This window comes from Arthrobacter sp. V1I9 (genome assembly GCF_030817075.1).
Taxonomy (GTDB): domain Bacteria; phylum Actinomycetota; class Actinomycetes; order Actinomycetales; family Micrococcaceae; genus Arthrobacter.
This window is the reverse complement of record NZ_JAUSYU010000001.1, coordinates 3,104,031-3,125,766: the sequence shown is the minus strand read 5'-3', so window position 1 is coordinate 3,125,766 and position 21,736 is coordinate 3,104,031. Positions and strand designations below refer to the sequence as shown.

General features: G+C 66.0%; 12 protein-coding genes and 3 tRNA genes. 4 read left to right on the top strand and 11 right to left on the bottom strand.

Annotated features, from left to right (window positions below):
* Positions 1-55: 55 nt before the first annotated feature.
* A complete protein-coding gene (locus QFZ70_RS14545; protein ID WP_307096613.1) occupies positions 56-1,510 on the bottom strand; it encodes an NAD(P)/FAD-dependent oxidoreductase in 1,455 nt (484 codons plus the stop codon).
* A gap of 174 nt (positions 1,511-1,684) precedes the next feature.
* Positions 1,685-1,758 (bottom strand) — tRNA-Arg (locus tag QFZ70_RS14540).
* 277 nt (positions 1,759-2,035) lie between these two features.
* Between QFZ70_RS14540 and QFZ70_RS14535 the strand changes: the two genes are divergently transcribed.
* Entirely contained in the window at positions 2,036-3,862 is a 1,827-nt protein-coding gene (locus QFZ70_RS14535) for a phosphoenolpyruvate carboxykinase (GTP) (RefSeq protein WP_307096611.1), read from the top strand.
* A 127-nt stretch (positions 3,863-3,989) separates the two neighbouring features.
* Here the strand turns inward: QFZ70_RS14535 and QFZ70_RS14530 are convergent, their stop codons facing one another.
* The 3 genes from QFZ70_RS14530 to QFZ70_RS14520 are packed head-to-tail and all read right to left on the bottom strand — an operon-like array spanning position 3,990 to position 6,381.
* A complete protein-coding gene (locus QFZ70_RS14530) occupies positions 3,990-4,439 on the bottom strand; it encodes an Rrf2 family transcriptional regulator (RefSeq protein ID WP_307096610.1) in 450 nt (149 codons plus the stop codon).
* 15 nt (positions 4,440-4,454) lie between these two features.
* The gene (locus QFZ70_RS14525; RefSeq protein ID WP_307096609.1) at positions 4,455-4,955 is read right to left on the bottom strand and encodes a hypothetical protein; all 501 of its coding nucleotides are present in this window, start codon (positions 4,953-4,955) and stop codon (positions 4,455-4,457) included.
* 7 nt (positions 4,956-4,962) lie between these two features.
* Complete coding sequence (locus QFZ70_RS14520; protein WP_307096606.1) at positions 4,963-6,381, bottom strand: phosphomannomutase/phosphoglucomutase; 1,419 nt, start codon at positions 6,379-6,381, stop codon at positions 4,963-4,965.
* A gap of 156 nt (positions 6,382-6,537) precedes the next feature.
* Here QFZ70_RS14520 and QFZ70_RS14515 point away from each other — a divergent pair, with 156 nt between their 5' ends.
* The gene (locus QFZ70_RS14515; protein WP_307096604.1) at positions 6,538-8,769 is read left to right on the top strand and encodes an ATP-dependent DNA helicase RecQ; all 2,232 of its coding nucleotides are present in this window, start codon (positions 6,538-6,540) and stop codon (positions 8,767-8,769) included.
* Between the two features lie 11 nt (positions 8,770-8,780).
* Here QFZ70_RS14515 and QFZ70_RS14510 read toward each other — a convergent pair whose 3' ends face one another.
* The 4 genes from QFZ70_RS14510 to QFZ70_RS14495 all read right to left on the bottom strand — a co-directional run bounded on the left by QFZ70_RS14510 (position 8,781) and on the right by QFZ70_RS14495 (position 13,259).
* Positions 8,781-10,211, bottom strand: a complete 1,431-nt coding sequence (locus tag QFZ70_RS14510; RefSeq protein ID WP_307096602.1) for an MFS transporter — start codon at positions 10,209-10,211, stop codon at positions 8,781-8,783.
* Between the two features lie 91 nt (positions 10,212-10,302).
* Positions 10,303-10,390: transfer RNA gene (locus QFZ70_RS14505), tRNA-Ser, on the bottom strand.
* A gap of 95 nt (positions 10,391-10,485) precedes the next feature.
* On the bottom strand, positions 10,486-11,016 hold the full coding sequence (locus QFZ70_RS14500) for a GNAT family N-acetyltransferase (RefSeq protein ID WP_307096601.1): 531 nt from the start codon (positions 11,014-11,016) through the stop codon (positions 10,486-10,488).
* Between the two features lie 2 nt (positions 11,017-11,018).
* Entirely contained in the window at positions 11,019-13,259 is a 2,241-nt protein-coding gene (locus QFZ70_RS14495) for a prolyl oligopeptidase family protein (protein ID WP_307096600.1), read from the bottom strand.
* An 85-nt stretch (positions 13,260-13,344) separates the two neighbouring features.
* On the opposite strand from QFZ70_RS14495, the gene QFZ70_RS14490 reads away from it, so the two are divergent.
* Positions 13,345-15,285: an FAD/NAD(P)-binding domain-containing protein gene (locus QFZ70_RS14490; protein WP_307096599.1), complete on the top strand. Its 1,941-nt coding sequence runs from the start codon at positions 13,345-13,347 to the stop codon at positions 15,283-15,285.
* Positions 15,286-15,489: 204 nt separating this feature from the next.
* Here QFZ70_RS14490 and QFZ70_RS14485 read toward each other — a convergent pair whose 3' ends face one another.
* A complete protein-coding gene (locus QFZ70_RS14485; RefSeq protein ID WP_307096597.1) occupies positions 15,490-20,040 on the bottom strand; it encodes an ExeM/NucH family extracellular endonuclease in 4,551 nt (1,516 codons plus the stop codon).
* 450 nt (positions 20,041-20,490) lie between these two features.
* Positions 20,491-20,578 (bottom strand) — tRNA-Ser (locus QFZ70_RS14480).
* A 107-nt stretch (positions 20,579-20,685) separates the two neighbouring features.
* Between QFZ70_RS14480 and QFZ70_RS14475 the strand changes: the two genes are divergently transcribed.
* Positions 20,686-21,669, top strand: coding sequence for an NAD(P)H-quinone oxidoreductase (locus tag QFZ70_RS14475; RefSeq protein WP_307096594.1), 984 nt, complete (start codon positions 20,686-20,688; stop codon positions 21,667-21,669).
* Positions 21,670-21,736: the final 67 nt, after the last annotated feature.

Genomic DNA, 21,736 nt, shown 5'->3' with positions numbered 1-21,736 from the left:
CGCCGACGTGTTCAGCACCCATCCTAATCAAACTGACCGGTCAGTTCAAATAATCCTACAGCCCGTACTTTTCGAGGAGCCGCAACCAGACCTCGCTAACAGTGGGGTAGGAGGGGACCGCGTGCCACAGCCGGTCCAGCGGCACTTCGCCCACCACCGCGATGGTGGCTGCGTGCAGGAGTTCCGCCACATCCGGCCCGGCGAAGGTCGCACCCAGGAGAACTTTGTGGTCCTCGTCTATGACCAGTTGCGCCCACCCCTCGTAATTCTCGGAATGCAGCGAGGACCCCGCCACCTGGATAGGCAGTTCCACGGAAGAAGCGTTGTAGCCGTCCTTTTGTGCAGTTTCCAGGGTGCGTCCGACCGCGGCGAGTTCCGGGTCGGTGAAGACAACACTGGGTACGGCGTGCTCGTTGGCAGTCTGCGCGAAGCGGCTCCAGTCGTGGGCTGCGCCTTCCAGTTCCCCCTTGGCCCGGGCGGCGATGGCGTCTCCCGTGGCGCGGGCTTCGTACTTTCCCTGGTGGGTAAACAGGTTCTTTCCGGCGGCGTCGCCTACTGCGTAGAGCCAGGACCCGCCGCCTGGAACTCCTTCCACCAGCCCCGAATTGTCAACCCTCAGGGCGAGGTGCCCTGCCTCATTCGGGTCGAGTCCCAGGCTCTCCAGCCCCAGGCCTTGCAAGGCCGGATGTCGCCCTGTGGCCACCAGGACCTTTTCGGCGGTAACGCTGGAACCGTCACCGAGTTGCAGGCTCAGCGTCCCGTCGTCGTTCTCGCGGATGCTTTCCGTAGACGTGTTGAGCCGGATCTCCACGCCGTCGGCACGCAGCCCGGCCGCGACCAGGCCTGCTGCTTCCGCCGGGAATTTCCCGAGCAGCCCGCTCCGTGCCACCAGCGTTACTGTTGAACCCAGCCGTGCGTAGGCTTGGGCCAGTTCTGTCCCGGCTACGCCGCCACCCAGCACTGCCAGCCGCGGCGGCACTTCCTTGGCCGAGGTTGCCTCCCGTGTGCCCCACACCTGCACGCCCTGAAGCCCCTTGACGGGGGGAGTGTTGGGCGCTGAACCAGTGGCCAGCACCACCGCATGACGGGCCTGAAGCTGGTAGGAGTTGCCGTCGAGGCCTGCGACTTCAACCGACTTCGGCGCAGTCAGCCATGCATGGCCGCGGATCAGTTCGATGCCGGTGTCCTCCACCCACTTGACCTGACCGTCATCCTGCCAGTTGGATGCGAGAACGTCCCTGCGCCTCAGCACGGCTGCAGCGTCAAGGGTCCGCGTCACTGCTTCCTTGGCTCCCGGGGCGGTCTGCGCTCCGTGGAGGGCGGCGCCGGGGCGGAGCAGGGCTTTTGACGGCATGCATGCCCAGTAGGAGCACTCGCCGCCCACGAGTTCCGCTTCCACCAACACGGCGGTAAGGCCGCCCTGCACCACCCGGTCCGCTACATTTTCCCCTACGGCGCCTGCGCCGATCACTACAACATCAAATTCACGCGAAATTGCCTCGGGCATCATGGGGAAAGCCTACGCCGGGGATCTGACGCGGGGGCCGCATCGGGAAAGGCACGCGGCCGCCAGTTGCGTAACTTTTGGCGGCGCCGGGTTGCTGATCCTGGGGCGCGGGTGCGAAGCAGCAGCCGGCACAATGCAAAAAGGTCCGCACCGGCGAACCGGTGCGGACCTTGTCTGTGCGCCCAAAGGGATTCGAACCCCTGACCTTCTGTTCCGTAGACAGACGCTCTATCCAGCTGAGCTATGGGCGCATATTGTGTCCCGGGAGAAGAACCGCTCTCCCTGAACCTCGAATTACTTTACGCGAGGGTTGGCCGCGATGCCAAATCGAGAGGCCTGTAATCTCGGCAACTAGACCGGTATAGGTGACCTTCATCACTTTATTGTACGATTTGAGCCTGGAATTCCTTGAATTCGCGCGGAAACGCGTTTTGACGGCCCTTAATGCTCAGCATACGTCCAAAAAACCCGCGTGGTCCGGACCATAGCATTTAGCACACACCGATGAACCCGAGGAAGGGAACCGAAATGGGCGATCTGGCGCAGAAGCCGCTGCTTGACAACGCACCCACCACACATGCCGGTCTGCTGGCATGGGTCGAAGAGGTTGCTGAGCTTACGCAGCCGGACCGCATCTACTGGGTTGACGGCTCGGAAGAGGAGAACACCCGCCTGACGGACGAGCTGGTGGCGGCAGGAACACTGACCCGGCTGAACCAGGAACTGTTCCCCAACTCGTTCGCGGCATTCTCCGATCCGGCCGACGTGGCCCGCGTGGAGGAGCAGACCTTCATTTGCTCCGAGAAGGAGCATGACGCGGGCTTCACCAACAACTGGATGGCGCCGGCAGAAATGAAGGACAAGCTTCGCGGCCTGTTCGCCGGATCCATGCGCGGCCGGACCATGTACGTCATTCCGTTCGTTATGGGCCACCTCGACGCCGAGGACCCCAAGTTCGGCGTCGAAATCACGGACAGCGCGTACGTTGTCGCCTCGATGCGCATCATGGCGCGCATCGGCACCGACGTCCTGAACCGCATCACCGAAACGAATGCGTTCTACGTCCCCGCCCTGCACTCCCTGGGCGCGCCGCTGGAGCCCGGCCAGGCTGATGTCCCCTGGCCCTGCAACCCGGACAAGTGGATTGTCCACTTCCCCGAGGAGCGGTCCATCTGGTCCTTCGGCTCGGGCTACGGCGGAAACGCGCTGCTGGGCAAGAAGTGCTACGCCCTGCGCATCGCCTCTGTCATGGCACGCGATGAGGGCTGGCTGGCCGAGCACATGCTGATCCTCAAGCTCACCTCGCCCGAACAGAAGACGTACTACGTCTCCGCTGCCTTCCCGTCCGCCTGCGGCAAGACCAACCTCGCCCTCCTTGACCCCACCATCCAGGGCTGGAAGGTTGAAACCCTCGGCGACGACATCACCTGGATGCGGTTCGGCAAGGAAGGCGAACTGCGCGCCGTCAACCCCGAAGCAGGCCTTTTCGGCGTAGCCCCGGGCACGGGCTGGGGCACCAACCCCAACGCCATGCGCGCCATCGCCAAGGGCAACAGCATCTTCACCAACGTGGCGCTGACCGACGACGGCGGTGTCTGGTGGGAGGGCATGACGGACGAGGTGCCTGCGCACCTTACCGACTGGCAGGGCAACTCCTGGACCCCGGACTCGGACAAGCCCGCCGCACACCCCAACTCCCGTTTCTGCACGCCCATCGACCAGATCGACATGCTCGCCGAGGAGTACCACAGCCCCAACGGCGTGGAGCTTTCCGCCATCCTGTTCGGCGGCCGGCGCAAGACCACCATTCCGCTGGTCACCGAAGCCCGCAGCTGGTCAAACGGCATCTTTATGGGCGCAACGCTGTCCTCGGAAACCACTGCAGCCGCAGCAGGTGCCGTCGGAGTGGTGCGCCGCGACCCCATGGCCATGCTGCCCTTCATCGGCTACGACGCAGGCGACTACCTGAACCACTGGGTTAACCTCTCGGCCAAGGCCAACCCCGAGCGGCTGCCCAAGATCTTCCTGGTCAACTGGTTCCGCCGCAACTCCGAGGGCGGCTTCGCCTGGCCCGGTTTTGGCGACAACGCCCGCGTCCTCAAATGGGCCATCGAGCGCCTCGAGGGCAAAGCGGAAGCCGTGGAGACTCCCATCGGTTTCGTGCCCACCGGCGACGCGATCGACCTCGAAGGCCTGGACATGACCCCCGCCCAGGTGGAGGAAGCAGTCAAGGTGGACCCGGCGGAATGGTCCAAGGAGCTCGCTTCCATCGAAGAATGGTTCGCCAACTTCGGCGGCTCCCTGCCGGATGCGCTGCAGTCGGAGCTCACCAGCCTGAAGTCCCGTCTGGGCTGAGTCCCCACCGCCCGGGACAACGGCGTCCTGAAGTACGACGACGGCCCCGCACCTTTCCAGCGAAAGGTGCGGGGCCGTCGTCGTCCTCTTTTAGGAAGCGGGCCAGATGTCCGGGCACTGCAGGTGCCTAGAGCCCCGGCCGCAACCCGATCATCTCGAACACCGGGGCCATCTGCCGGGACGCGGGAAGATCGGCGATGACCACGCCATCGAGTTCGCGGTAAAACGCCTCACGCGCCCGCGAGAGGGCGGACCTGAGCTTGCACTCGTTGATCAGCGGGCAGTTGCCGCTCGGGGCAACGCACTCTGCAGCGTCGGCGCGGGTATCGAGTTGGCGGAGGATCTGCCCCACGGTGGCAATCCGGCCGGCGTGGCTCAGCCTGGAGCCACCGGTCCGGCCGCGCTCCACCTCAATCAGCCCCAGGTTCCGCAGTTTCGCCATTGCCTTGCTGACATGGTTGTAGGGGGTTCCCACGGTGTCCGCAATGTTCTGTGTAGTCAGCAGGGTGCCGCCAGGAACGGCTGCGAGCACCATCAGGGCCCGCAGGCTCACATCAGCAAAAGCGTTGATCTTCATGGCCCCGGCGCCGGTCTAGTCCACCCAGATAACGGGTTCGCTTGTGTCCGCGGCAAGCTCGCCGAACTCCCAGGTCCTGGTGGCAGCATCGGCCGAGTAGGGCAGGACGGCGGCGAACACCGGGCCCTCACGGTGCTCAGTTGCCACGTGGATGGCGTCCGAGTCCTCCTCCACGAGCAGGATGTCGCAGACCACGGCCGCTGCCCGGAAGTCTTCCCGGTTCTGCCGCAGCAGGGCCGTGAGGTCGCTGATCATGGCATCGGCGTCGAAGTCCCCATCGGAGCCTTCCTCCGCATCCGCCGGGGAAACGGCAACCAGGCGTACCTCGCCGTCGTTCTGAACTGTCAGGGCGAAGGGCAGGAACCCGCCGTTGCGCTGGAGCTGTTCCTGCGCGGCGCTGATGCCCGTCCCCAGAAGGTTCTCAAGGTCCGTGGCCGTGCTCTCGGGAACGGAGTCCCGCCAGGACGCCTGCCCGCCGGCACCTCTTCCGGAGTCCAATCCCGTGTCCTCAGCCATGCGTGGACTAGGCCCGGACGATCGAAAGGACGCGGTCCCGGACACGTTCCATGGTGGGGCGGTCCGTGGCCTCTGCGTTAAGCCGGAGGAACGGCTCGGTGTTGGACGGGCGCAGGTTGAACCAGTAGCTGCCGTCGTTGGCCGTGAATGTGCTGCCGTCCATCCCGTCGATGGTGAGGTCTTGATCCGCGAAAGCGAGGCGTACCCGTTCAACTGCGGCGGCCTTGTCCTCAACTTCGGAGTTGATTTCGCCCGACGATACGTAGGGCTCGTACTCGCGGCCCAGCTCGGAAAGCGGTCCGTCCTGCTCGCCCAGGGCGGCAAGGACGTGCATTGCCGCGAGCATGCCCGTGTCCGCGTTCCAGAAGTCACGGAAGTAGAAGTGCGCCGAGTGCTCTCCGCCGAACACTGCTCCTTCCTCTGCCATGACGGCTTTGATGAAGGAGTGGCCGACACGCGTGCGTACTGCCCGGCCGCCGTCGTTCGCCACCAGCTCGGGCACGGCACGCGAGGTGAGGAGATTGTGGATGATCGTGGGAGTAGCTTCGCCCTGCGCCTTGGCACGGGCGATCTCGCGGCGGGCCACCATCCCCGTGATGGCCGACGGCGAGACCGGCTCGCCCTTCTCGTCGATGACGAAGCAGCGGTCAGCGTCGCCGTCGAAAGCCAGACCAATGTCAGCGCCGTGCTGGAGCACTGCCGCCTGCAGGTCGCGGAGGTTTTCCGGCTCAAGCGGGTTGGCAGGGTGGTTGGGGAAGGAGCCGTCCAGCTCGAAGTACAGGGGAACGATCTCCAGCGGAAGCTTGGGGAGCAGGGCGTCGCCCAGGACTGCCGGGGTGGTGAGGCCTGCCATGCCGTTGCCCGCGTCCACTACCACCTTCAAGGGACGGGAGCAGGAGAGGTCCACGAGCTTGCGGAGGTATTCGGAGTAGTCCTTCAGCACATCGCGGACGCTGATCCGGCCCCGCTTTTCGGCAGCCGGGATAGAGCCGGTGTTGAGGTATCGCTCGGCCAGGGCCTGGATGTCCTTGAGGCCGGTTTCGGAGGAAATCGGCACGGCCCCGGCCTTGGACATCTTGATGCCGTTGTAGCCGGCGGGGTTGTGGCTGGCGGTGAAAGTGGCGCCGGCACGGTTAAGGTGACCGCAGGCAAAGTACAGCTCGTCAGTGGAAATCAGGTCCAGGAGTTCGACGTCGGCTCCGCGGGCCGTTGCGCCGCTGGCGAAGGCCTTGCTGAACTCAGGGGAGGAGGGGCGCATGTCGCCGCCCACCAGGATCGTCTGGCCCTGGAGTTGCAGGATATCCACGAACGCGGCCCCCACGGCTTCGACGATTTCGGCCGTAATCGATTCGCCCACAATGCCGCGCACGTCGTACGCCTTGAAGGATGCCGAAAGGTCAAAAGTCGTTGTCTGTTCGCTAGTCACGGGCTTTATCTTACGTGGACGGCGGAAGTGGCTGCGGTGGACAGGTTGGGAAGCGCTGTATGTGACGGCGGGTCCCGGCGACCGCGGTGTTCCCGCTCTGTCCACATAAGGGTTGCGTGCGTGCCTGGTGTCAGGGCCGGCTGGGATACTGAACCAATGGTCGATAACCAGCACGCCACAGCAATTTCTGACCCTGCCCCGCATTTTGACGGTCTTCCGCCCGGCTCTGCAGCCCCATCCGCCGGTCCTGCTTCCGCTTCCACAACCCACCAGCAGGCATTGGAAGTACTCCGCGAGCTCGTGGGACACCCCGGGGCTGCATTCCACGAGGGGCAGTTTGAAGCCATTGAAGCGCTGGTCGACGGCGGGAGGCGGGCTTTGGTGGTCCAGCGCACCGGCTGGGGCAAGTCGGCCGTCTATTTTGTTGCCTCCCTGCTGCTGCGGCGCCGCGGTGCCGGGCCCACGCTCATCGTCTCGCCCCTGCTTGCCCTGATGCGGGACCAGGTGGCGGCCGCTGCCCGGGCCGGGGTGCGTGCCGTTGCCATCAACTCCGCCAACCAGCTGGAATGGGACACCGTCCGGGAGCAGCTGGCCACGGACCAGGTGGACGTGCTGCTGGTCTCCCCGGAGCGGCTCACCAACCCGGCCTTCCGGGAAAACCAGCTGCCGGAGCTTATCCGGCGGACCGGCCTGCTGGTTATTGACGAGGCCCACTGCATCTCCGACTGGGGCCACGACTTCCGTCCCGACTACCGGCGGATCGCGGACCTGATCACCCAGCTGCCGGAGACAGTTCCGGTGCTGGCCACCACCGCCACGGCGAACTCGCGGGTGGTGCACGACATCGAGGAGCAGCTTGGGGACGGCGTCCTCACCATCCGTGGTTCGCTGGGCCGTGATTCCCTGCGGATGGGCGTCCTGTCCTTGCCGGACTCCAAGCAGCGCCTCGGCTGGCTCCTGACACATCTGGCCGATCTGCCTGGAAGCGGCATCATCTACACCTTGACGGTGTCGGCGGCAGAGGATACGGCCCGGCTCCTCGCCGAAGCCGGGCACGACGTGCTGGCTTATACGGGCCGCACCGATCCAGCGGACAGGGAACGGGCCGAGCAGCTGCTGAAGGACAACCAGGTCAAGGCACTGGTGGCCACCTCAGCCCTGGGGATGGGCTTCGACAAACCTGACCTGGGCTTTGTGGTCCACCTTGGGGCGCCGTCCTCCCCGGTGGCCTATTACCAGCAGGTGGGCCGTGCCGGGCGTGGTGCCGCCAACGCCGATGTCCTGTTGCTTCCCGGCTCGGAGGACCGCGACATCTGGCAGTACTTCGCCACCGCGTCCATGCCCTCAGAAGAAAAGGCGGCGGCCGTCCTTACCGCCCTGGCGGAAGCCGGTACTGCGCTCTCCACGGTGGCGCTGGAGGCGCGGGTTGACCTCCGCCGCACCCCGCTGGAACTGCTGCTGAAGGTCCTGTCCGTTGACGGCGCGGTCGAACGGGTGGGAGGCGGATGGCGGTCCACCGGCCAGCCCTGGATCTACGACGCCGAGCGGTACCGGCGGATAGCAGAGGCGCGTGTGGACGAACAGGACTCCATGGTGGTTTACCAGGACACCGCCGGCTGCCGAATGGAATACATCACCTCCGTCCTCGACGACGAAACCGCGCGCGCCTGCGGCCGGTGCGACAACTGCGCCGGGCGCTGGTTCCGGGCAGACATCGCCGAAACAGCTACGGAAGCCGCCAGCCAGACGCTGAGCAGGGCAGGCGGGGTTTTGGAGGCCAGGCTGCAGTGGCCCAGCGGCATGGACCGGCTGGGAGTCCCGGTCAAGGGGAAGCTCAAGCCCGGGGAAGGCCTTGCCGAGGGACGCGTGCTGGCCAGGCTTACTGATCTTGGCTGGGGTGGCGCTTTGCGCGGGCTGTTTGCGGCCGGAGCTGAAGCCCGGCCCGTGGACCCCGCCATGCTCCAGGCCTGCGTGCAGGTTCTGCGGGAATGGGGGACCGGCGATGGCCGCAATCCTGGCTGGAGCGGAGTCGGCCGGCCTGCGGCGATCGTGAGCATCCCCTCGCGGAGCAAGCCGGAGCTGGTGGGCTCTTTGGCCCGGGGAATCTCGGAGATCGGGCAAATTCCCTACCTGGGTGCGCTGCAGCTGGCCCACGGTGGTCCTACCGGAGGCCGTGGCGGTAACAGCGCGTACCGTCTCGCAGGGGTCTGGGACCGGCTTGTCGTGGGTCCCGAGCTCGAAGCCGCGCTGGGCGCAGTGCAGGGGCAGCCGGTGATGTTGATCGATGACCTGACCGACAGCCGGTGGACGGTGACGGTTGCCGGGCGGGCCCTTCGTCAGGCCGGGGCCGGGGCTGTCCTGCCGCTGGTCCTTGCCCAGGCTGGTTGAGCCCTGGTGGCCTAGATCCGCTCGGCCTTGCGCTGGCTGACTTCCGCGCCGGCGTGCCGCGGCAGGAACAGGCTGTCGGCCGTGCTCGCCAGCATCAGCACCGCCATGGTGACGAATGCACCACGGAATGGCCCGGCGGGGTCTTCCGGGAAGGTGCTGAGCCCGTCGAACAGCCGGATCAGCAAGGCTCCGACGGCGATGCCGGCAGCAGCCGCGAGCTGGACCAGGGTGGCAGAAACGGTGTTGGCCGAGGTGAGCTGTGCCGGGACGATGTCCGCGTATTGAACCGACGCGTAGGCCGAGAAACCGATGGAGCGGAAGGCGCCGCTGCAGACCAGCAGGGCGAAGGTCAGCGGCTCAGGGGTCTCTGCCGTGAGCAGGGCGCAGAGGGCAAAGGTGGCCGCAGAAGCAACGGAAGCAAAGACGAGCACCGGCTTGAAGCCGAACCGCCGGATCAGGGGTGTAGTGGCCGGTTTGATGCCGATGTTTCCGATAAAGACGGCAGCCACCATGGCGCCGGCGTGCAGCGGTGACCAGCCGAACCCGGCCTGGAACATCAGCGGCAGCAGGAAGGGGACGGAGCTGATGGTCAGCCGGTATACGAAACCTCCGGTGGCCGTGGCCCTGAACGTTCGGGTGCCGAAAACCCCGAGGTCAAAGAGGGGGTTGCGGGTGCGGCGCATCCAGAGCACGGCGAAGGTAACAGCAACCGCACCCGATCCTGCACTCAGGGCTGCCCAGGGAGCGTCCGGATGGGTGCTGGCCAGTTCGAGTCCGGCCACCAGGGCGCCCACGCCGAGCGTAGTGAGGAACAGCCCCGGCCAATCCAGCCGCCGCAGGTGATCTCCGGCCGCCGCCGGGACCAGCCGCAGGGCGGCAAGCAACGCCGCAACACCAAGCGGGAGGTTGATCAGGAAGATCCAGTGCCAGGACAGGTACGTGGTCAGGGCCCCGCCCACTAATGGTGCCAGGACCGGTGCCAGCAGGCCCGGCCACACCAGGAACGCCGTGGCGCGGAGCAGGTCTGCCTTGGGCGTTCCACGCAGGACCAGAAGGGTTCCGACCGGAACCATCATGGCGCCGCCACAACCCTGAACGATCCTGCTGAGGGTGAGCGCGGGAAGGTCCTGGCTCAGCGAACAAGCCAGCGATGCAACGGTGAAAATCACAATGGCCAGGCAAAAGATGCGGCGGGCGCCAAACCGTTCAGCCAGCCAGCCACTGAGGGGGATGCCCATGGCAACGGTCAGCAGGTACGCCGTCATCGTGATGTTCACGTCTGCGGCGGGAACCCGGAAATCGGCAGCGATGTTGGGGATGGCAGTGGTGAGGATGGTGCCGTCGAGGAACTCCATAAAGAAGGTGGCGGCCACCAGGAGGGCCAGGCGGGGGCTCCATGCCTTCGTGCTGCCGGCCTCATCCACCGCGTTCCTTGCTGCCATCCGTTCATCATTCCACCGGCGCGGCATCCGGGGAGCCACTTGTCCGTCCGCCGATACGCAAAAGGCCCCGGTCCAGGACCGGGGCCAAACGCGGAGACGGGGGGATTTGAACCCCCGGTGGAGTTGTGCCCCACACTTCATTAGCAGTGAAGCCCATTCGGCCGCTCTGGCACGTCTCCAATTGCTATTCCTAGCCCACCAAGGATACGCAGAACGTGGCACGCAGTGCAAAACGGGCGGCCCGGCCCCTCCAGGCGCGCCGGGATCGCCCCCCTCACAGCAGCGGCGGAGCGTGCCTGGGCCGCACCATCCTGATTTCGCGCAGGTTTTCCCAGTCTGGAATCACATCCGCGGCGCCGTCGGGAGCGAACCCGAAGTGGCGGTAGAAGCCGATAGCGCGCCCGTTCTCCGCCGCCACCCACAGGCTTGCCGGGCTGTCGCCCAACGCTGCCTCCAGGAGACGGCGTCCCAGGCCCAGCCCCTGGTGCGATGCCAACAGGTACAGTCCCCACAGCTCCAGGTCCCCTGACGATGGTGCCCCAAAGGGGTGCGACGATCCGCCGTCGGGCGCGCGGCGGATGCCCGCGAACCCCACGACGGTGCCGTCGTAGCAGGCCACCCACGCTTCGGCAGGCTCCGCTGCTTCGAGGAGGTGGCGCCAGAGCGGCAGCCGGGTTTCGGGACCCTGCGCGGCCAGGAACCCATCGGACAACATGCCTTGGTACGCCTCCTGCCAGCAGCGGACGTGCACCTCCGCCAGCCGCTCCACGTCAGCCGGCAGCGCCCGCCTAACCACCAGGGACACCACTACTCCGTCCCGCCGGCCAGCGCCTTCCAGAGGAAATGCTGGCTGCGGGCCTGCAGCGCCGCGGCCTGCCGGTTGTCCGAGGCTCCCGCGTGTCCGCCTTCGAGGGCCTCGTGAAACCAGACATTGGGGATGCCCATGGCCAGCATCCGGGCAGCCATTTTGCGGGCCTGCACCGGACCCACCCGGTCATCGGAGGTCGCTGTCCAGATGAACGTCTCCGGGTACTCCACCCCGTCCTTGAGCAGGTGGTACGGCGAAAAAGTCCTGATGTACTCCCACTGCTCCGGGACGTCAGGGTCGCCGTACTCGGCGATCCACGAATGGCCCGCGGACAGCCTGGTGTAGCGGCGCATATCCAGCAGCGGCACGCCGCACGATACGGCCCCAAACAGCTCGGGGTACTGCGTCAGCATGTTGCCCACCAGGAGTCCGCCGTTGGAGCCGCCCACGCAGCCCAGCCGCTCCGGCGAGGTGACGCCGCGGGAGATGAGATGGCGCGCCACGGCCGCGAAGTCCTGGTATGCCTTGTGCCGGTTCTCCTGCAGTGCGGCCCGGTGCCATCCTGGCCCGTACTCGCCGCCGCCGCGGATGTTCGCCACCACGTACACGCCGCCGCGGGAGTGCGGCGCTTCGCCGTTGGTGGCGTTGGAGGACGCGGACGTGCGGCGTTCGAGCCACGCCCTGCCCACCGTGCCGCTGTACGCGGGAGTGCGGGACACCTCGAAGCCGCCATAACCGGAGAGCTGGGTGGGGTTCTGCCCGTCCAGCGCGAGGTCGCGGGAGGCGACCTGGAAGTAGGGAACCCGGGTTCCGTCATCGGAGACGGCGAAGTGCTGCTGCACCTCATAGTTTTCGTCGGCAAAGAACGACGGCGACGTCTTGACTGTTGCGTGCCGGCTCACCACGCCGGACGTCCCCGACGCCGCGCGTTCCAAAGTGCCCCGCATCAGCGTGCTGGGCGTAGTGAAGCCCGTGGCGATCAGCCAGAAGTCGTCCCCGGCGCCGTCGGTTTCGTCTTCGTCGTCCACAGCGTAGGCGTTGACGTCGTGCAGTGGCGGGCAGGCATCAAGGAGAGTGGACTTCCAGGCACCGTCCGCGGCACCGCTTGGCCGGGAGGGGTCGAGGACGCGAATCTCGGAGGACACGTCCTTCAGGAGGTTGAGCAGCAGGAAGTTCCGGGTCCAGCTCCAGGACTGCAGTGACGTGGTGGCATCCGGGGTGAACAGCACCGAGACGTCACGGGAGCCGGCCAGGTAGTCCTCAAATGGTGCGGCGAGGAGCGAGCCCGCGGGATACGTCGACCCGTTGTGCACCCAGTCCTGCTGCGGGCGGAACAGCAGCCATTCGCGGTGCGCGCTGACGTTGACGTCGGTGGGCACGTCGATCACCACCCAGGAGCCGTCGCGCAGGACGGCGTTGCTCCGGTTGTGGAAATCGATGTAGTCAACGGCAAAGGTACGTTCGAATCCGGGCGTGGAGTCGTGGGCCACTACCGCCATCATGTGGTCCTCGGGCACCTCGAACAGGCGGGGCGCTTCGGGCAGGGAGCCGCCACGATTGAGGGTGACGGCAGTACGGGCGTAGGAGGAGGCCGTCTTTGGAAGCCCCTCGCCGGTGGAGGCGACCAGCAGCGTGTCCGCGTCCAGCCACGAGACGTTGCCCTTCGCCGTCGGCAGGTCAAAGCCGCCCTGCGCAGGGTCCACAAACGTCCGCGTTTCCACGTCGTATTCCCGGTAGCGGTTGGCGTCCCCGCCATCGGGGGACAGGGCCAGCAGCGCCAGCCGGTGGGGCTCGCCCGGGGCCGGGCGGAGGAAGGTTGCACCGTGGAACACCCACTCTTCGCCCTCGGCGGCGGACAGGGCATCGATGTCCAGCAGGACGTCCCAGTCCGGCGTCTCGGTGCAGTAGCTGTCCCAGGTGGTGCGCCGCCACAGGCCCTTGGGATTCTGCTGGTCCTTCCAGAAGTTGTAGTACCAGTCACCGCGCTTGCCCACCATGGCGATCCGGTCCGTGGAGTCCAGCACCTCAAGGATGCCGCCCTCGAGTTCCACGTACTCGGCGTCCTCCAGCAGGTCTTCGGTGCGTGAATTCTGTTCCTTCACCCACGCCAGCTGCTGCTCGCCGTAAATCTCCTCAAGCCAGACATTCTCGTCAATGGGCTCGGGCGCGATGCCGGAGGGGGCGCCGGACGTGTTGCCGGAACCGGGGGCGGGCGCTGGATCAGCTGCAGTGGTGGTCATGCGCCCCATCCAAGCAACATCGCCGCTCCGGTAGCAAGTCAAGCGTTCAGCGCATCCTTTGCTTTCAGCCCGTACTCTGGATGCCGTGGAAATAACGCAGAGCATACGGACCGCCATTATTGGGGCAGGTCCGCGGGGCACCAGCGTCCTGGAACGCCTGCTCGCCCGCAGTGCCGCGCGGATTGCTTCCGGCGCCGGCCAGGTTCTGCTCCATATCGACGTCATCGACCCCTACCCGGCAGGTCCGGGGCATGTGTGGCAGCCGGGGCAGTCCAGGCTGTTCCTGATGAACACGCAGTCCTTCTATCCCACAGTGATTCCGGAGGACCCTTCCTTGGCGCCGCCCGTGGCCGGCACCACTTTCGAGCAATGGCGGGCCGGGCAGCAAAAGCACCCGTCGCCGGACCTCAGTGCGGAAGAGCTCGCAGAACTTGCCGTCCTGGCCTCCAGCGATTTTCCCAGCCGCGCGCTCTACGGCCGCTACCTCCGCAGCACCTTGGAGGAGCTGGCGCGTAACGCGCCCGGCGGCGTCACCATCGACTTCCACGAAACCTCGGCACTGTCCGTGGGCCCGTCGGGTGACGGGACGTTCGACGTCGTGCTGGCCACGGGGGCGACGATCCGCACCGGGTCCGTGGTGCTGGCGCTGGGCCACATCCCGTCCCGGCTGAACCCCGAACAGCGGGACCTGCAGGCCTCGGCGGAGCAGTTGGGCCTGCGGTACCTGCCGCCGGCCGTGCCCGCCGACGTGGACTGGTCCCTGATCCCCGCCGGGGAACCGGTCCTGGTCCGTGGCATGGGCCTGAACTTCTTCGACACCGTGGGCCAGCTGACCGAGGGCCGCGGCGGAAAGTTCGTCAGCAACGGCGCGGTGCTCCAGTACGAGCCCTCGGGCCAGGAACCGCACATCATTGCTGCCTCCCGGCGGGGGACGCCCTACCGTGCAAAAGCTGCCCTGGCCGGCTACTACCCGGCATCCGTCACCCTGCGCTACTTCACCGAGGCGGCGCTGGAACGCTTCCGTAAGGCCGGGATCCGCCCGGCGTTCGACCATGACTTCTGGCCGCTCCTGCACCGCGATGCGTTGTGGGCCTACTACTCAACGCTCGTGCGCTCGCAGCCGAACGCTGTCCCTGATCCCGCCGCCTTCCTTGCCGCCCTTGACGAAGCCCTGCACCCGCATGCGCACAGTGCCGCCAACTGGGAGGACAGCGTGGAGAGCGTGCTGGCCGTCCACGTGGGGCCCCGGCACCGGCTGGACCTGCCGGGGCTCGCGGCGCCGCTGGCGGGACGCTCCTTCGCCTCGCGCGCCGAGCACGACGCCGCCGTCGTGGAATACCTGCTGGACGATGCCCGCCGGTCCGCGCTCGGCGAGGATGACCCGGTGAAGATGGCCATCGGTGCCCTCCATCACGGGCGCGCCGTGCTGAAGACTGCCGTGGCCGACGGCGGCATCACCGACGAGTCCTGGGTTGCCGGGCTGCGTGGCTGGTTTGAATCGTTTGTGGAAGGTCTGGCCAGCGGGCCTCCCGCGTTGCGCTCCGAACAGCTTGCGGCTTTGGCCCGGGCAGGGGTGGTCAGCTTCGTGGGGCCCGACCCCAAGTTCGGGGTGGACCGCCGGAACAATGTTTTTACTGCCTTCTCCCCGTGGGTGGACGACGCCCCGGTGGCCGCACGGACCATGGTGGAGGCCCTAGCACCGGGCAACAGAGTCTCAGCCAACGATTCGCCGGTTCTGGAGCAACTGCTGGCGGACGGCCTGGTCCGGCCGCGCCTCATGATGTCGGTGGAGGGCGCTCCCGTTCAGTCCACCGGCCTGGATATGGAGCCGCACCCATACCGCCCGGTGGCAGCGAACGGGGCTGTGACGGAAGGCCTTTACGTGTTGGGGCTTCAGCTCTCGTCCGCCCAGTGGGGCACCGCCATCGCCGCCGAGGCCGTCCAGTCCGGCGGGCCGAACTACCGCAGCGGCCAGCGGACCCTGCGCGACGCCGACGAGATCGCCGGCGCCATCCTGGTGCGGTAGCAAACCCGTACGCTCTCTCACCTTTCGCGCCTTAAACCCGTACGCTCTCTCACCTTTCGCGCCTTAAACCCGAACGCTCTCTCACCCAGTTGAACTGGTCCCCGATAGTTGGACTGAGAAATTCAGTTCACCTGGAGGAGAGAGCGTTCGGGCAATACGCGCATTAAGTGAAAGAGCGTCGACGGGACCGCCGAAATTAGCTCCTTAGTCGCGCAGGCACACCTGGTACTGCAGCCAGGCTGCAGCGTAGCGGATCCAGCCCAGCACGTCGTACCACTTGGTCGGCTTGGCCGGCGCGGTGCACACCGGTTCAACCACAACATTGGCCACCTTCACGTCAACAATGACGGCCGTGCCGGATTCCGCCGCGGTGAGGACCAGCGTCCCTGCTCCTGCAGCAGCTCCCGCGGGAACAGCCATGCTGACGTTGGCCGCACCGGCCTGAACCGGTACGGAACCAAGTTGGGTCGCGGTGCCGGCGGAGTCGGTGAACACCGCTGAAAGCGTCTTGTTAACTGGGCTGCCGAGCGACGTCAGGTCCAGCTTCGAGACGGCCACCGTCATGGGATCGCCCGGCTTGACCTCGCCGGGTGTGGTGTTGGTGACGGCCACGGAGCGGCGGGCAAAGTCCGGCGAAACGGGGCTGCTGTCCTGCAGGTACCCGATCCACGCGTCCCGGTCCACCAGGCCCGAGTCCTTCGTGTTGGCACCTTCCGTAAATATCCGGAAGTTGTCGCCACCTGTGGCCAGGAAGCTGAAGGTGCCGATCCGGTAGGACTTTGCGGGATCGAGCACGGCCCCGTTCACCCGCACCGAAGTGATGCGGTCCCCGGCTGGCCGGGCGGCGTCGTAGGTGTAGTTCACGTTCTTGGACAGGCCGAGCTGGATGTAGGCGCGGCTGGGAACCGTGCCGTCCGGGTTGGTCTGCCACTGCTGTTCGAGCATGGTTTTGAACTGGGCGCCAGTCAGGGACGTGGTCCAGAGATTGTTCACGAACGGCAGCACGGCGTTTGCCTCCGCGTACGTGATGGTTCCATCCGGGGCGTAGTAGAGCTCACTCCGAAGTCCGCCCGCATTGACCACACCGATTTCGGCGCCGCCCAGTTCGGCAGGCTGCAGTGAATTCAGCAGGGAATCGGCCACCAGGTTGCCCAGGGTGGACTCGTTCCCGCGGTCATCACGTTTGGCGACGCCGGCGGCGTCCGTGGTGAAGGCGGTCGTGATGTCCGCCGTGACTGCGCCAATGGGCTGGTTGCCCACGACTGCGGCCTCGGCGAGTGCCTTCTTGACGATGGCGTCGACGGCGGCCACGCGCGGGTAGGCCGCGATGAGGTCCGCGGCGGGGTCGGTGGTGCGCTTGACGTTGCTGGCCTTGTGCGCCGTCACCTGCTTGGTGGCTGTGTCCACGGTGAGCTGGATCTGCCCGACGTTCTCGCCGTAGTTGCCGGTCTGGACGATCGGGCGGGTCTTGCCCTCGGCTCCGGGAACGGGGGCGTCCCACGCGTATTCCTTGTGCGTGTGGCCGGTGAAGATGGCGTCGACGTCGGACGACGTTTCCGTGACGAGCTTCGCGAACGGACCGCCGGCTGCCACTTCCTCTTCCAAGGTGGCGCCTTCCACGGTTCCCGAGCCTGCGCCGTCGTGGTTTTCCACGATGATGACGTCGGCAAGCTTATCCGCGGTGATCCGTGCCGCTGCCCGGTTGATTGCCTCGACGGGATCGCCGAATTCAAGGTCAGCGATGCCGGCGGGAGTCACAAGGGAGGGAACCTCTTGCGTGACGGTGCCGATGACTGCCACCTTGATGCCGTTCATGTCCAGGACGGTGAACTCGGGCAGCACCGGTTCGGTGGTGCCCTTCAGGTAGACGTTGGCTGCCAGGTAGGGGAACTTGGCGTTGTTACCGCGTGCGATGACGCGGTCCCGCAGGTCCGCCCAGCCGCCGTCGAACTCGTGGTTGCCCACCGCTGACGCCCGGAGCTCCAGGGCGTTCAGCACATCGATGGTGGGCTGGTCCTTGGCGACGGAGGACGCGAACAGCGACGCCCCGATGTTGTCGCCGGCCGAGAGGAAAGCGGTGGCGCCGGGAGCGGCAGCTGCGCGGAGCTTTTCGATGGTGCCGGCGAACTGGACGGTATTGGTGTCGATCCTGCCGTGGAAATCGTTGATGCCCAGGAAGTTCAGGTCAACTGTGGCGGGAGCAGACTCCAGGTTCAGGCCCACAATCACGGGATCGTGGTCGCTGGCGCGGTACTGGTCCGGCGCGTAGTAGTCGGTGACGTTGTTGTTGTACCGGCTGTACTCCAGGGCTACGGATTCCACCGAGTTGATGTTCCAGATGTCCGCGCCCGTGACCGCAGCGTTCGCCGCGGGGGAGGCCAGGATGTGGTCAAGGGAACCCACCATTCCGCCGAACAGGTAGGAGTGCTTGGCGGTGCCGTCGGCGTTGCGTGCCTTTTCGTCCTGGTTGACGTAGCCCTCGGCGGTAAATACGTTGATGGGGTCTTCCTTGGCGTAGGCATTGAAGTCGCCGATGAGGAAGACCTTGTCCGTGCCTTTGGACTGCTGCAGGGACTTGATGAACTCCAAAAGGGACTTCGCCTGGGCTGTTCGAGCCAGGTTTGATGCGCCCTGGCCCTTGTCCGTGTCCTCCGGCGTGGCAGCAGAGCCCTTGGACTTGAAGTGGTTGGCGATGGCAATGAACTCAGTTCCGGCGCCGCCGCCCACTGGTTTGAAGACCTGGGCCAGCGGCTTGCGTGCGCTGGCAAATGCTGCTGTGTCATTGTGGATGATGGATTCACCCACCGGTTCTGCGACGGCCTTTTTGTAGATGAAGGCGGTGCGAATCATGTCCTCATCGCTGAGCGGCGGGGCGTTGGCAGGCGAGCGGACGTAATCCCAGATACCCGGGGTCTCGACGTTCAGGGCGTCCACAAGCCTGGCCAGGGCGTCATCCCTGTTCTTGCCGAACTGCGCGGAGTTTTCGATCTCCATCAGCGTGACAACATCGGCGCCTGCCTTGGTGATGGCCGCAACGATCTTGTCCTGCTGCCGTTCGAAGTTCTCGGCGTTGGCAGCCCCGCGGGCGTCGCAGCCTCCACGGACGGTGATGGGGTTACCGGCCCGGTCCTCGTAGAAGGTGCAGCCTGCCAGGGTGTCACCCGTCGTGGGGAAGTAGTTGAGGACGTTGAAGGAGGCGATCTTCAGGTTGCCTCCCACCGCGGCCGGAGCCTCAGTGCGGGTGGCGCCGAAGGTCGCCGGCTGGACGGCGGCCTTGTTGGCCTCCGTCAGGTGGGTCAGCGGCTGGAGCTTCCAGGCGTTGTTGCTGTAGCCGAGCACCACGTTGGTGGTGAACGTAACAGGCGAGCCCACACGGACCGGGTCGGTTGTGGTCAGGTAGGGCAGGACCTGGGCTTTGGTGGCGGCGTCCTTGAGGAAGTTGGTGCTGGAGCCGTCGTCGAGCTTGATGCCGCTGTCCGCGTTTTCAGCGGCGACGGCGGCATGCTCGGCGGAGCCGTAGGGAGCGACGGCGGTGGGCTGGACCAGCGGAGTTGTTCCGCCGGCGAGGCCCACCTCGCCGTACTGGTTGAGGGTGTAGTTGTCCGTGACCGTCATCGGGCCCTCGGGGGCCAGGAGCATCCCTTCCAGGGATTCGCGGAAGGTCTCGTTGGCGGGCAGCGTAAAGGTGGTGGCCTTCACTTCGGGTGCGGGCTCTGTCAGCTTGGTGAGCCCTGCCGCAGCGGTGACGTTGAGCTGGGTCATTCCAAAGTACTCGGTTACGGCGCCGGTCACCTGAACGTGGTCTCCAACCTGGACCGACGCCGCAGTGGCGGGGGAGTAGATGAAGATGCCGTCTGAGGCAGCGTGGTTGGTTGCCGTCAGATCCCCGCCGGTTCCCGCAGTCTGCAGGTAGTAGCCGTTGAGCCCGCCGGTGGGGAAGACAGCGGTGACCTTGCCCGTGGTGGTTACCGTGGACCCAACCAACGGGCTTGCGGTGCCCGTGCCCTGGATTTCGGCGATGGTCCTGGTGGTGGGCGTGGGCGTGGGATCAGGTGTGGGTTCAGGAGTGGGATCCGGATCCGGGCTGGTGGTGCCGCCCGCGGCCGTAGGAGTGATGGCAGCATTCAGGCTGAAGTCCGTGGCATTGCTGTTGTTGTCCGCGCCGACTGCCCGGTTAAGGCTCTTGACGTCGGTATTGCTTCCGGGGGCCTTGGCCGCCAGTGTTTCGAAAGTGTTGGAGTTTCCGTAACCGAGGAGATCGGCCACCCCCGCAGGCTCCACTTGGGAGCCGGTGGCCAACGTAACGGCAGTACGCTGCTTCGCCAGCACAATGGTGCCGCCGGCGCCACCGAAGTTCAGGCTGCCTGCCATCAGGTCCGGAGCGGGGAGATCCGCGCCGTTTGCACCATTGCTGGAACCCTGGACCAGGAAATACCCCTTGGCCGGGATGGAACCTGAAAGGGCGGCCACGCCGGTGGGAGCCGCCGTGCCGGTAGCGGAGCGGTACTGAACCGACCAGCCGTCCAGGGAGACCGGGGCGTCCGATGAGTTGTACAGCTCAACGAACTTGTGCTTGTAGGCGGCGCCTGCGCTGCCGCCGCTGAGGTAGGCCTCGTTGATGACAACCGGCGAGGTTCCCGCCGCGGGCGGGACCTCCGCGGCCGTGCCGTCCGCAAGCGCGGGAAAGGCTGCCAGCGGAGCTATGAGCCCGGCTGTCAACGCTGTACCCAGCGCTAATTTCCAAGGTGTTTGCATCTGCTCTTACTTTCAGAAGGGTCTCCCCGGTGGGGGAGCCGATGGAAGGTGTCCGGGTTGTACCGATGGACAAGGGGCCCGGATCCTGCTCCTGGTCAAGTGGTATCCGGCATATCAAAACAGCGATGAATGAACGCAAGGTTGATAGCGCGTGCATTCGGCAGGACGTTCCCCAGCGGAACAGACCGCCCCACCGGCCGGAGCCCCCGTGGCCCGGTCCGGTGATGCTGTCAGCAGTGGTTGATTTGGTGGCCGGAACCACATGTGCCGGCCATCACAAAAGGATACCGGCCGGTAGCTTTAGGGGAAGCTCCGGCCGCCGGTTCTTTTGGGGGATTTTTGCGAAGCCTGAAACCGGCTGCGGGCCGGTACGTTACATTCCCGGGCAGCTGCCCGGTTAAACGAAGGACCCCTGCCGGCCAGCATGCTGGCGGACAGGGGTCCCAATCGCGGAAGGTAAGAGATTCGAACTCTTGGTACGGGGTTACCGCACACTAGTTTTCAAGACTAGCTCCTTCGGCCGCTCGGACAACCTTCCTCGACTAGTAGTGTTTCATAGGCACTTGCCTGCAACAAAACAGAGACCGGAAGGTGTCCGGTGCACACTGGTTGCAGCCAGTATTCAGTCAGAAACGGGAGTGTTCCATGAAAGCCGTCTACATATCCGAACCGGGCGGCCCGGAAGTACTGGAGATCCGCCAGGCGGACTCCCCGGTACCCGGACCGGGGGAGGTGCTCATCGACGTCGTCGCCGCGGGCCTGAACCGTGCGGACGTCCAGCAGCGCAGGGGCTTTTACCCGCCGCCGCCAGGCGCTTCGGAGATCCCGGGCCTGGAAGTCTCCGGCCGGATAGCCGGCTTTGGCCCCGGTGTCAGCAAGCCGTTTTCAATCGGCGACAAGGTGGTGGCGCTGCTGGCAGGCGGCGGATACGCCCAGCAGGTGGCGGTGCGGGCGGAGCAGGTGCTGCGGGTGCCCGACGGCGTGGACCTGGTCACGGCTGCGTCCCTGCCGGAGGTTGCCGCCACGGTGTACTCCAACCTGGTGATGACCGCCCAGCTCCAGGCCGGCGAGACGGTCCTGATCCACGGCGCCACCGGCGGGATCGGCACCATGGCCATCCAGCTCGCCAAGGCGCTGGGAGCCAAGGTGGCCACCACGGCCGGAACGGACGAAAAGGTGGGAACCGCGAAAGCCTTCCTGGGCGCGGACATCGCCATCAACTACGCAGAAGAGGACTTCCCGTCGAGTCTCCGCGAGCAGAATGGCGGGCGGGGCGCTGACGTGATCCTTGACGTCGTTGGTGCCAAGTACCTGCCGCAGAACGTGGACGCGCTCGCGGACTACGGCCGGCTGGTGGTGATAGGCCTGCAGGGCGGCGCCAAAGGCGAGCTGGACCTGGGACAGTTGCTGAAGAAGCGCGCAGCGGTGGTGGCCACAGCCCTGCGGCCCCGGCCGGTGGAGGAAAAAGGAGCCATCATGAGCGCCGTCCGCGACGCAGTCTGGCCCCTGGTCAGTGACGGCAGGATCCGGCCCCTCGTGGCTAAGACCTTCCCGCTGGAACAAGTGAAGGCCGCGCACGAGTATTTCGATTCCGGCGACCACGTGGGCAAGATCCTCCTGTTGATGTAGGCACCTGCTGCCTCAGTACATACTGAGTATTGCCCGGCTCGTTCTTCTGTATTACGGTTAGTCCTAT